Origin of the sequence: Mesorhizobium sp. M7A.F.Ca.MR.362.00.0.0, from assembly GCF_004023175.1 — a bacterium.
Taxonomy (GTDB): Bacteria; Pseudomonadota; Alphaproteobacteria; order Rhizobiales; family Rhizobiaceae; genus Mesorhizobium.
The window spans coordinates 1,361-12,709 of record NZ_RZTF01000135.1 but is presented as its reverse complement, the minus strand read 5'-3'; the positions used below and the strand labels follow the sequence as shown (position 1 = coordinate 12,709).

The 11,349-nt window shown below is 63.5% G+C and carries 9 protein-coding genes, 1 tRNA gene and 2 pseudogenes; 4 read left to right on the top strand and 8 right to left on the bottom strand.

The annotated features are described in order from the left end of the window. A pseudogene (locus EOC06_RS42770) lies at window positions 1–136 on the top strand (YbaK/EbsC family protein); the annotation flags it as partial. 114 nt (window positions 137–250) lie between these two features. Here EOC06_RS42770 and EOC06_RS17840 read toward each other — a convergent pair. The 5 genes from EOC06_RS17840 to EOC06_RS17820 all read right to left on the bottom strand — a co-directional run bounded on the left by EOC06_RS17840 (window position 251) and on the right by EOC06_RS17820 (window position 4,982). Continuing rightward, window positions 251–327 (bottom strand) — tRNA-Pro (locus tag EOC06_RS17840). Window positions 328–383: 56 nt separating this feature from the next. After that, window positions 384–1,652 carry an O-antigen ligase gene (locus EOC06_RS17835; protein WP_128308391.1) on the bottom strand — a complete coding sequence of 423 codons (1,269 nt, stop codon included), beginning with the start codon at window positions 1,650–1,652 and terminating at the stop codon, window positions 384–386. After that, on the bottom strand, window positions 1,649–3,184 hold the full coding sequence (locus EOC06_RS17830) for an undecaprenyl-phosphate glucose phosphotransferase (protein ID WP_128308390.1): 1,536 nt from the start codon (window positions 3,182–3,184) through the stop codon (window positions 1,649–1,651). The genes EOC06_RS17835 and EOC06_RS17830 overlap by 4 nt, the downstream gene beginning before the upstream one ends. A 93-nt stretch (window positions 3,185–3,277) precedes the next feature. After that, complete coding sequence (locus EOC06_RS17825; protein WP_128308389.1) at window positions 3,278–4,408, bottom strand: glycosyltransferase family 4 protein; 1,131 nt, start codon at window positions 4,406–4,408, stop codon at window positions 3,278–3,280. 10 nt (window positions 4,409–4,418) lie between these two features. Next, on the bottom strand, window positions 4,419–4,982 hold the full coding sequence (locus EOC06_RS17820; protein ID WP_013532220.1) for a polysaccharide biosynthesis/export family protein: 564 nt from the start codon (window positions 4,980–4,982) through the stop codon (window positions 4,419–4,421). Window positions 4,983–5,241: 259 nt separating this feature from the next. On the opposite strand from EOC06_RS17820, the gene EOC06_RS17815 reads away from it, so the two are divergent. After that, a complete protein-coding gene (locus EOC06_RS17815; protein ID WP_128308388.1) occupies window positions 5,242–7,512 on the top strand; it encodes an exopolysaccharide transport family protein in 2,271 nt (756 codons plus the stop codon). A 46-nt stretch (window positions 7,513–7,558) separates the two neighbouring features. Here EOC06_RS17815 and EOC06_RS17810 read toward each other — a convergent pair whose 3' ends face one another. Then, window positions 7,559–8,395, bottom strand: a complete 837-nt coding sequence (locus EOC06_RS17810) for a GNAT family N-acetyltransferase (RefSeq protein WP_128308387.1) — start codon at window positions 8,393–8,395, stop codon at window positions 7,559–7,561. Between the two features lie 4 nt (window positions 8,396–8,399). Then, window positions 8,400–9,623, bottom strand: coding sequence for a GNAT family N-acetyltransferase (locus EOC06_RS17805; RefSeq protein ID WP_128308386.1), 1,224 nt, complete (start codon window positions 9,621–9,623; stop codon window positions 8,400–8,402). Window positions 9,624–9,714: 91 nt separating this feature from the next. Here EOC06_RS17805 and EOC06_RS17800 point away from each other — a divergent pair, with 91 nt between their 5' ends. Further along, window positions 9,715–10,773: a polysaccharide deacetylase family protein gene (locus tag EOC06_RS17800; protein WP_128308385.1), complete on the top strand. Its 1,059-nt coding sequence runs from the start codon at window positions 9,715–9,717 to the stop codon at window positions 10,771–10,773. Window positions 10,774–10,788: 15 nt separating this feature from the next. Here the strand turns inward: EOC06_RS17800 and EOC06_RS17795 are convergent, their stop codons facing one another. After that, window positions 10,789–11,004 carry a DUF2842 domain-containing protein gene (locus EOC06_RS17795; protein WP_128308384.1) on the bottom strand — a complete coding sequence of 72 codons (216 nt, stop codon included), beginning with the start codon at window positions 11,002–11,004 and terminating at the stop codon, window positions 10,789–10,791. Between the two features lie 197 nt (window positions 11,005–11,201). Here EOC06_RS17795 and EOC06_RS42765 point away from each other — a divergent pair. Then, window positions 11,202–11,349: pseudogene (locus EOC06_RS42765) on the top strand (heme A synthase); the annotation flags it as partial.

Genomic DNA, 11,349 nt, shown 5'->3' with positions numbered 1-11,349 from the left:
CTATTGCGACGTGTCGTTGCGTGAGTTCGACGAAGTGGTGCCAGCTGCGGGCGCCACCAATGCGGCGGTGCGGATTGCGCCGCAGCGCATGGTCGAGCTGATTGGGGCTGGTTGGGTTGATGTGTGCCAAGGGTAGCGCCAAGCCGAAGTTCAAGCGGCAGAGCACATGGTTGCCCCTGATCCAAGATTTGGCCGGGCTGACCGGGGCATCTGGAGGGGCGGACTTCGGGGGCAAGTCCTTGTTCTAAATTGGTCGGAGTGGCCGGATTCGAACCGACGACCCCTTGACCCCCAGTCAAGTGCGCTACCGGGCTGCGCTACACTCCGGACCGGTCGCGATGTATCGTGATAACCCCGTGCGGGTCAACCGAATTCCGCGACTTTTATCCCGTTGCGATTGCCGGTGCCGGCGAGCCCTGCAAGGCCGGCCGCAACAGCAGTTGATGGCGGTATTCCAGCGCGATGGCGCCCCAGATCAGGCCGAGCAACAGGTAGACATGGCGCCAGTGGTCGATGTCGATGAAGGTGCCGAGCCCGATATTGCCGATGAAGGCGACATAGGCGCACAGGAGATAGGGCTGCCACGGCCGATCGCGCAGCAGGATGCGGAAGCCGGCGGCTATCGTCCATAGAACGAGCGCCAGGAACGACACGAAGCCGAGCCAGCCATAATCCATCAGCATCTTCAGCCAGATATCGTGGGTGTCTTCGCCGAAGATCGTGCCGAAGACCAGCGGGCCGATGCCGAACGGATGCTCCATCGCCATCTGGAAGCCGATGCCGTAGCGGGCGAAGCGGCCGAGGCGGGCGGTGTCGTAGCTCTGTTCGAGATGGGCACGGTTGGAGAACATCTCCGATACGCCGGGCAGCTGCAGGATGACGATCATGGCGACGACCAGCAATGCCAGCGCGGCCATCGTCATCACCACCACACGCAGCCGGAACTTGCCACTGGCGCTTTGCAGGAACAGGCAGCCGGTGAGCAGGACGGCCGAGACGGCGAACATGCCCCAGGCGCCGCGGGAGAAGGAGAAGAAGATGCCGGCGGTGATGATCAGCAGCGGCACCGCCAGCAGCGGCATGCGTGTCACCGGTCCGGTCAAAAGCAGATAGAGCAGATAGATGCCGGGCAGCACCAGGAACGGGCCGAACACGTTCGGATCCTGGAAGGCGCCGGCGGCACGATCGTATTTGGTGAACATCTCGGCGCCTGGAAAGGCATGGAAATAGCCTGCAATGCCAAGCAGCGAGGTGGCTACGGCCGAAACCACATAGGCAATGAAGATCAGCCGGTAGAGGCCCGGCTGTACGGCGGTGATCGATGCGAAGAACACCGCGCTGAAGGCGAGAAACAGCGAGACGGCGAGATAGAGCGGCGTGTTGGCGAGGTCCGCCATCTGCGTCATGGAGATCATGCCGCCGATGTTCATCGTCACCAGCAGCACCAGCAGCGGCGTGGCCGCGCGGGAAATCCTCAGGCCGAAAAGCGCCCAGATGGCGATCAGCCCGGCCATGTAGAGCTCATAGGGCGCCGGCTCGCTGATGACGAAGCCGGACAGCAGAATGCCGAGGAAGACCGCGCCCGAGGAAATCAGCGCGATCAGCTTGGCGTTGACCGCCGCGCGCGGCACGTCATGGGCGATCGCGCTCAATAGGCGTTTTCCGTGTTGAGCAGCCGGATCGGCGTCAGGAACAGGATCCGCAAATCGAACAGCAGCGACCAGTTCTCGATGTAGTAGAGATCGTACTCCGTGCGCATGCGGATCTTCTCGTTGGTGTCCATCTCGCCGCGCCAGCCATTGATCTGCGCCCAGCCGGTGACGCCGGGCTTGACCTTGTGGCGGGCGAAATAGCCGTCGACGACCTCGTTGTAGAGCAGGTTATGCGACTGCGCGGCGATGGCGTGCGGACGCGGGCCGACCAGCGACAGCGAACCCAGAAGCGAGTTGAAGAACTGCGGCAGCTCGTCGATCGAGGTCTTGCGGATGAAGCGGCCGACGCGGGTGACGCGCGGATCGTTCTTGGTCACCGTCTGCTTGGCGGTTGGGTCGGCCTTGTCCGTATACATCGAACGGAACTTGTAGACCTCGATGATCTCGTTGTTGAAACCGTGCCGCTTCTGATGGAACAGCACCGGACCCTTGCTGTCGAGCTTGATGGCGATGGCGGTCGCCAGCATCACCGGCGAGAACACCACGATGCCGATCAGGCTGAAGACGATGTCGAAGGCGCGTTTGGCGACAGAATCCCAGTCGTTGATCGGCTTGTCGAAGATGTCGAGCATCGGCACCGCGCCGATGTAGGAATAGGCGCGCGGGCGAAACTGCAGCGCGTTGGAATGCGCCGAAAGCCGGATGTCGACCGGCAGCACCCACAGCTTCTTCAGCAGCTGCAGAACGCGCGATTCGGCGGTCAGCGGCAGCGATACGATCAGCATGTCGATACGCGCGATGCGGGCGAACTCGATCAGTTCCGAAATGGTGCCGAGCTTGGGGTAGCCGGCGACGATGGGCGGTGAGCGCTTGTCGCCGCGATCGTCGAAGATGCCGCAGATGCGGATATCGTTGTAGGGCTGCTTTTCGACCGAGCGGATCAGGATTTCCGCCGCCTTGCCGCCGCCGACGATGACGGCGCGCCGCTCCATGCGGCCATCGCGCGCCCAGGCCCGGATCAGCCTCGACATCACCAGCCTGAGGCCGAAGATGAGAACGAAGCCGACGACGAACCAACTGCCGAACAAAAGGCGCGAATAGTCTTCCGACATCTTCATGACGAACGCCGTCAGCGCCATCAGGGCGAAAGTGCCGGCCCAGACGAGCAGCACGCGGCCGAAATTGGCGATGGGCCGCATCAGGGCGACGATCTGATAGCAGTCGGTGACGTCGAGCAGCACCACGGCAAGGAACGAGCCCGCTGCCATCGTCACCGGATATTGCCAGGCGAGATAGTTGAAGAACCCGACATAGTGGAAATAGACGGCAAGCCCGGACAGGAACAGCAAGCCGAATTCGACCATGCGCAGGACACCGCTGACCATGATCGGCGACATCGTATCGCGCCTGTACTGCGAGGCGACCTGGCGGGCGACATCGTTCATGCCGCTTGGCGTGTCGCCATCGGCCGGGCCGTCGAATTTACGCACCGCCTCTGCTGAAAAGCGGCGCGCGGGGTCGATCTCGTTCATGAGGGCTTTCCGCAAGCTTCCCCACGGTCATAGCAAAAGAGAGCTAAGAAACCCTTGAAACAACGTATGGCTTTGGAACGGCTGATCCTGTGCCTACCTGTCGAGCGCGGCGAAATAGGCCTTCTCGATGTCGGCGGCCATCACATCGGCGCCGAAGCGTGCCTTGAGGTTGGCGCTATCGGGCATCAGGTCGCGATAGGCGGCCGGGTCGGCCAGCGCCTGGCTCATCCTGTCGGCGAGCTCGATTGGGTCAGGTCGGATCAGGGCAGGGGAACCGGTGTCGAATATCTCCGGAATGCCGCCGACCGCTGTTGCGATCATCGGCTTTCCCGCGGCAAGCGTTTCCAGGACGATATAGGGCATGGCTTCGGCGCGCGAGGGAACGATGATAAGCGCGGCAAGGGCAAAGGCCTCCCTGGCTGGCATCGGCGGCAGGAAGCGAACATGGCGCTCGAGCCCGAGGCGTTTCACTTGCCCGTGGTAACGCGGAAGGTCGTCGCCGTCGCCGACCATCACCGCGGTCAGCGCGCGGCCGAACCGTGGGCCGGCAAGCGCCAATGCGTCGATGAAGATGTCCGGTCCCTTCAGGTCGCGCATCATGCCGATATAAAGCAGGTCGGCTGCGTCCGGCGTGGTGATCACCGGCTCGAATTCAGTGGCGCGCAGGCCGTTATAGACGAGGGCGTTGGGAATGGGCGGCTCGCCGACCTTGTGGCGATAGGTCCGCCGCTCATAGTCCGAGACAAACAGCAGATAGTCGGTGAAGCGAGCCATGAAGCGTTCGAGCGCGAAGAACAGCTTTCCGATGACCGTGTTCTCGTCATAGTGCAGCGAGCCGCCATGCGGCGAATAAAGGCGGGCTACGCGAGACCTTGATACCCGCAACAATGAGCCGAACAGACGGGCATAGGCGCCACCCTTGGCGCCGTGCCCATGCAGTACGTCCGGCCGCAATTCCTTGATGATCCTGTATGTGCGCCAGGCCGAGGCGAGGTCGCCGGGACCGACGTGGCGCTGCATCGGCGTGCGATGAATGCCGAGCGCCAGCATGTCCTTCATTTGCTCGAACAGATGTTCCTCGAACGCTCCCCCTGTCGTCGAATCGCAGACGATGCCGACGGAATGCCCGGCGGCGACCTGCGCCTCGGTCAGATCGCGCACATGCCGGAAAATTCCTCCGACTGGTGAGCGAAAGCAATGGACGATCCTGAGCCTGTCCGCCACGTGGTGTCTGTCAGAACAGACGTTCGCGGACGTAGACCGTATCACCCGGCAGCAGCGGGTCGGAGGTGACCACGCGGCCGGTCATCACCTTGCCGTTGATGTCGCGGGTGATGTCGACGCTTTCCTGGTTGGCGCGCGGCGTGAAGCCGCCGGCAATGGCGATCGCCTTCTGCACCGTCAGGCCGGGAACATAGGAATATTGGCCGGCGGCGCCCACTTCGCCCATGACGAAGATCGGCCGGTAGCGGTCGATCTCAACCGAAACGTCGGGATCGCGCAGATAGCCTTGCCGCAATTTGTCGGCGATCTCCTTTTCCATCTGCTGCGCGGTGTGGCCGCGCGCCGGTATGGCGCCGACAAGCGGGAAGGAGAGATAGCCGGATTGATCGACGCTGTAGGTGTTGGTCAGCCCGTCCTGCTCGAACACGGTGACGCGGACGCGGTCGCCGGCGCCAAGACGATAGGGCTGATCGAGCACCTCGTGGAAGGCGGCCGGCGTCGGCCGGTAGCTGGAACAGCCCGCCAGCATCGATACGGCAAGCAGCGCGCGAAACAGGGAAGCAGTGCTTTTCATGACCGGACAAGTACCTTCGACTGGCCGCTGCGGCGTCGCAGCAAGCATCAGGGATCGAGGTCCGTTATCATCCTGTTAGGGTTAATGGCCGGTAAAGGGAGCGGCCGACACACGGGCCTCGGCAAGAGTTTTTTATGATTTTTGGCGGTTTTGTTTGTCACCCGCCAGTAAACCCTAACGGAAACTTACCGCGAGCTTAACCGCTGAGTTACCATAGTTGTTTACGGTGCGTGCTGACCCAGTATCGGAGTAGGGATGCATGTCCGTTCAGTCCGCGGCCGCAGATGTCGATGTCGATCTCAGGCAGCTCTTCGCCAGCCTGGCGAGGAATTGGCTGCGTATAGTCCTCGTCGTCCTGTTGGCGACCGGGCTGGCGTTCGCTTTCGCCTCGCTGGCAACCCGGCACTACAAGGCCGAGACGCAGGTGGAGATCGCGCCGCGCGAATCCATCTACACGCGGCCGGCCAGCAACAACAACGACACCGACAAGCCTATTCTCGACGAGCAGGGCGTCGCCACCCAGGTCCAGATCATTTCCTCCAACGAAATCCTCAAGCAGGTCTCGCAAAAGCTTGGTCTGGAAAAACTGCCCGAGTTCAATGAAGCGCTCGACATGTCGGCGGTGAGCCGCGCTCTGGTCCTGGTCGGGCTGAAAAGCGACCCGATGGAAATTCCGACGGAAGAGCGCGTGCTCAAGAAAATGCACGAGAAGCTCAACGTCTACGGCGTCGAGAAGACCCGCATCATTGCCATCGAGTTCTCATCGGAAGATCCCAAGCTCGCGGCCGCCGTACCGGACGCCATCGCCGCCGCCTATATAGCGGGGCAGGGGGCGGCCAAGCTGGAATCGAACAACGCCGCGGCAGACTTCCTGGCGCCGGAGATTGCCGACCTGCAGCGGCAGGTCAAGGATGCCGAGGCGAAGGTCGCCGCCTATCGCGCCCAGTCCGATCTTCTGATGGGTGGCAACAATTCGGTGCTGGCCACCCAGCAGCTTTCGGAACTGTCGAGCGAACTGTCGAAAGTGCGCGCCAACCGCGCCGCGGCCGAAGCGACCGCCGACGGTGTGCGCAGGGCGCTGCAGAACGGCGGTTCGCTGGATGCCGTGCCGGAGGTTCTGTCATCGGACCTGATCCAGCGCTTGCGTGAGCGACAGGTTGAATTGCGCTCCAACATCGCCGATCTGTCGACGACACTGCTTGGCAATCATCCGCGCATTCGCGCGCTGAAATCGCAACTGTCCGATCTCGACGCACAGATCCGCAGCGAGGCCCAGAAGATCATGAAAGGCCTGTTGATGCAGGCCGAGACGGCAAAGGCCCGCGAGAACCAGCTCGTCGCCGACGTCAACACGTTGAAAGCCGCTTCGGCGCAGGCCGGCGAGCAGCAGGTCGATCTCGACGCACTGCAGCGCGACGCGACCGCCAAGCGACAGCAACTCGAACTGTACCTGACCAACTACCGCGAAGCCGCTTCGCGCCAGGACCGCAATTATCTGCCCGTCGACGCCCGGATCGCCTCGAAGGCTTCGGTTCCCTCCGAGGCCTATTTCCCGAAGGTCGGGCCTATCGTCGGCGCGGCTTTCGCCGCATCGCTGCTGATCATGGCCATCGTGACGCTTCTGCGGGAGCTGTTTTCAGGCCGCGCGATGCGGCCGGCGAGCGGTTCCCGTTTCGAACGGATCGATGAGGTGGCGATGCCCCATGTGGCGCAGACGCCGGTCTCCGAGCCATTTGTCCGCCACGAGCCTGCCGTCCTGCGGGACCCTGTCATTCGCCAGGATCTGCCTGAACGTGCGGATGAAGCCGATGCGGAGCCCTATGCCGCCGCGATGCCGGCCGTGGCCGAGGCGCCGGATGTGGTCGCAATGCCCGCTACGGCGGCGACTGAGCAAACGGCTGTCGAGCCCGAACCGGCGCGTTCCACCCTGGGTGAGATCGATATCGAGAAGGCTGCCGAAAAGCTGATCTCCAGCGGTGCGGCGCGCGCCATATTCGTCTCGCCGGAAGGCGACGAGGCGGCTGCATCCGCGATTCTGGTGGCGCGCGAGGTCGCCGACGCCGGCCTGCGCGTGCTGTTGCTGGACCTCACCGCGTCGGGGGCCGCCTCGCGGCCGATGCTGGACAGCGGCCTTTTCCCGGGCATCACCAACCTGCTCGCTTCGGAAGCGCAGTTCAGCGACGTCATCCATGCCGATCTCTACTCGGACTGTCACGTCATTCCGGTCGGCACCGCCGATCCGGTTCGTGCCATGCGTGCCGCCGACCGGCTGCCGATCATCATGCAGTCGCTGACCACAGCCTACGACCTGGTCGTGGTCGAGTGCGGACCGGCCGACGCGCAAGGCATCGGCCGTCTGACCGGCGACGCCACCGAGGTCTTTCTCTCCATGCTGGAGGCCGACGACGAGGTGACGCAGGCTGCGGTCAAGCTGATCGAGAACGGCTATCCCGACCTGACGCTGGTGACGCCGCTCGGCCACGAACCGCCCGGCAATCCGGTGCCGGGACGGCGCACTGCCGCCGCCTGAGAGAGCCGCGGATCGCTTGGCGGAACCGTTCTGCGGTTCGCCCGATCTATCCCAATTCCAGGGTCGTTACGCCGAACACCCTTTGCAGGTCCAGTTCCGGGGCAGGACCTTTGTACATGCGCGTGGTGGTGAATGTCGGCGCAAAGCCGGCCGCATCGAGCGCAGTTATGAAGCCGGTGTTGTCGGCGGGGACGTCGATATGCAACTCGCCGCCCTCACAGGCACCGGCCAGTCCCTCCAGGAGTTGCAAAGCGACTTCCATGTCGTCGGCAAACAGCGGGCCGATCTTGAAGCCGGATCGACAGCGGCGCGCCACGCCAAAGCCGGTGACGCCGCGCGAACCGATCGCCGCCAGCCCATGATGCGGTTCCTGCAGCCATCCCTGCAGGAAGGCCCATCGCGGCGCCGGAAAACAATGGGAGTCATAGGCGACGATGTCGGGCAGGAGCTGCGTTGTAATCATCCGCAACCCATCGTCCCTGACCGCAGGGCCTGCCTTGCGCCCGGTGAAGCGGATGGTCTCGTAGGCCGGCGCAAAGCCTTTGCGCCGATAGTTGGCCTGCTGCTCGGCGACGCCGTCGAGGCCGACGGTCCGGCCTGCGAGCCTTTTCATGCCGGCGTCCCACACCGTCTTGCCGTAGCCCATGCCGCGCATGTCAGGCCGGGAGATGTAGAGGCCGATGAAACCGAATTCGCTTCCATAGGCCACGGCCGAAATTGCCGCGACCATGTCGTCGCCGACAAAGGTGCCGATGAAGCCTGCGGGGTCCGCCGCCTGGAGCATCGCCGGGTCTTCAAGACCTGGGTTCCAGCCTTCCGCGGCCGCCCAGTCGACGAGAAGCGCCAGTTCCTGCAGGGACAGTGTGCGGATGATCGGCTTCATGGCGTTAGCTGTCTTCTTCCGTGGGTGCTGCCTGACCGGCGGCTTTGCGGCGCAGCACCTTGGTCAGCTTCCAGATCGTCGGGCTGTTCTTGACGAAGGCTTTCAGCCGCGCGCCTTGCCGAAGCGTCAGCGCCAGCATGCGGCCCTTCACGGTCAAGGGGACCAGCACTTCGAAATGCCGCGTTTCGATATCGCACCACAGCCGCTTGTAAGGCTCATCTCCGACCGAAAAGTCATAGACCTCGAAACCGGTCTCGGAGGCTTCCTGGATGTTGTCGAAGAACAGGAAATCGCCGGGGCTGGCGTGCCCGAGATCGTCCTCGGCGATCGCTCCGAATTCGCAGATCAGGCGTTTGCCCGAGCGGCTTGAACCGGTGATGGCGCGCAGCTTGCCGGCAACCTCGAGTCCGTGCAGCACGAAGGAAGGCTTGTCCTCGGCAAGCGCCTGCATGAACAGGGCGCGGAAGAAGCCGCGTACCTGTGCGTCGCCAAAAACATTGGCGATGCCCATCTTGCGGAAGCGGAGTTCCTTCATCTCGAAGAAGGCGTCGAGCAGCCTGTCCACCTCGCCGGGGGTGCGGGCCTCGATGCGCCGATGGCTGCCGACGGCCTCGAATTTCCGGATCTGCGACCGGTGCTTCTTGCGTTTGCGTTTGCCGCTGGCGCGGGAAAGCAGCGCATCGAAGCCGCCGGCGAGATCGACGGCCAGCGACAGATTGGGGCTGGAAAAATGCTCAAGCGATGCGAGCGGATTGGCGACGCCGTCGAGATCGGGCAGCAACCGCTCGAGCGCGACCAGATCGATGTCCGGGCGCGCCTTGGCGATGGCCGCCAGCACCGATCGGAGGGCCGGTATATCCGCCTTGGCCAGCCAGTTCGGGTCCGCGGCGACGAAGTTGCCGTTGGCGTGGCGCCCACCCATGAAGCGGGCGATCCGGAACGGCCCCTTGCAGGCAACCTCCAGCGCCAGCGAAAAAACCGGTTTGCCCTCGGCACTCAGCGTCGCGACGAGCAGGTCCGGTCGTGTCTCGGCCGCCCAGTTCAGGATCCAGGCAGCACTCTGCGCCGGCCCAAACAGAGCCGAGCGGCAGAACTCGGCATAGGCCCCGAGTCCGTCCGTGGACGCCACCGAAATCGACAGGCCGGCATGGTCCCGTGGCAAGGCGCGCGACGATGCCTCGGTCGCCGCAAGCCGATTGCCGTCAAATGACGCAGTTGCGTCAACCATACCTCAATCCTTAGGGCGTATTGATCGCGATTTGGGGGTTCGCATAGGCGCATTCCGTGCTTGGATCAGCCTAGGCGCAAAAGGTGAATGAATGATCGACGGCGGGGAGGCAATCCGGAAACTGGCGCTGAACGTCGCCCGCTATACCGGCCTCGCACCGCTGGCCAAGCCATTCATCGGCGGCATTGGCGCCATCCTGATGCTGCACCGTGTTACCGCGACGCCGGAAAAGCCGGACAGCGTCAACCGGCATCTGAATATCGCGCCCGGTTTCCTCGATGCCATGATCGCCGACATGAAGGCGCATGGCTATGCCTTTGTTTCCATGGACGAAGCCGTCGAGCGCATCAAGGCGGGCGGCAAAGGCGGTCAGTTTGCCACGATCACCGCCGACGATGCCTATCGCGACAATATGGTCGAGGCGCTGCCGGTGTTGGAGAAGCACGGCGCGCCGATCACCATCTATGTCGCGCCCGGGCTGATCAACGGCACAGCCGACCTGTGGTGGGACGTTGTCGAGGACATCGTCAACGCGCGCGATACCTTGACGCTGACGCGGGCGAATGGTCCGCTGACGATCGATTGCTCGACCCCCGCGAAGAAGCTGCAGGCCAATGCACGCATGCACGCCTATCTCACCTCCGAAATCCGCGAGGAGGACCTGCAGGCCGTGTTGCGTGACCTGGCTCGCGCAAACGGCATCGACGCCGACGGCCCACGCCTGCGCACATTGATGAGCTGGGATGAAATCCGGCGCATCGCCGCGCATCCGCTGGTGACGATCGGCGCCCATACGATCAACCACAGCAATCTGAAGCGGCTTTCCGAAGCCGATGCCCGGCACGAGGTCGGCGCCGTGCGCGCCATGTTGCTGGCCGAACTGGGCGAAGAGCCCCGCCATTTCGCTTACCCCTATGGCTATGCGAGTGCCGTAGGCTGCCGCGAAGTGGGCTTTGCCCGCGATGCAGGCTACACATCCGCAGTGACGACGCGCCACGGTGTGCTGCGCGCCGAGCATGCCGGCTTCCTGCATGCTTTGCCGCGCATTTCCGTCAACGGCCGCTACCAGAGCCTCGCCCACATCCGCACCATGCTGTCGGGCGTGACGACGCCGCTCGCCAATGCCGGCAAGATGGTCGTCACCATCTGACGCTGGCGGTTTCGCCTAGCGCTTGGTCTTCGGCTCCAGCATCAGCCATTTGATGATGCCTATTGCCGGCAGCACCCAGAGCAGGCCGCTGAGCAGGAAGAACAGGAAATGCACCCACGGACCCGACTCCGACAGCCGGGCGACCGCGAAGATCGATGCGACCAGCGCATAGACGATGACCAGCGCCACCAGCAGAAACATTCCGATCAGCTTTTTCAGGCGCAGGGGCATGGCTGGTCTCCTGATCGAGCATGCCGGAATTCGCACAAGTGGCCTGGCAGGCTCAAGGGTATTGGCCTCGCATAGGCCTTGAGGCGAGACTGTGCAACCGGTGAGACGCGGCGCGACGGCGTGCCGCGCCGTATGGCCTTGCCAGCACGGGTGCGATGGTCCACCAATCCGCCAAATCAACATGCCGGGACAAGATCATGGCTGCCATATCAGCTGCCGCGCCATACGTCGCCCGCGACCGCGACCTGCATAACCGGGCGCTGCTGCGCGGCTGGCTCTATGTGGTGCTTCTGGTGCTGTTTGCGCTGGTGCTGGTCGGCGGCGCCACCAGGCTCACCGATTCCG

Coding starts and splice junctions, on each gene's coding strand:
- EOC06_RS17830 (WP_128308390.1), bottom strand. CDS start 3,184: ATGAACGAGATCGACCCCGCGCGCCGCTTTTCAGCAGAGGCGGTGCGT.
- EOC06_RS17820 (WP_013532220.1), bottom strand. CDS start 4,982: ATGAAAAGCACTGCTTCCCTGTTTCGCGCGCTGCTTGCCGTATCGATG.
- EOC06_RS17815 (WP_128308388.1), top strand. CDS start 5,242: ATGTCCGTTCAGTCCGCGGCCGCAGATGTCGATGTCGATCTCAGGCAG.
- EOC06_RS17810 (WP_128308387.1), bottom strand. CDS start 8,395: ATGAAGCCGATCATCCGCACACTGTCCCTGCAGGAACTGGCGCTTCTC.
- EOC06_RS17805 (WP_128308386.1), bottom strand. CDS start 9,623: ATGGTTGACGCAACTGCGTCATTTGACGGCAATCGGCTTGCGGCGACC.
- EOC06_RS17800 (WP_128308385.1), top strand. CDS start 9,715: ATGATCGACGGCGGGGAGGCAATCCGGAAACTGGCGCTGAACGTCGCC.
- EOC06_RS17795 (WP_128308384.1), bottom strand. CDS start 11,004: ATGCCCCTGCGCCTGAAAAAGCTGATCGGAATGTTTCTGCTGGTGGCG.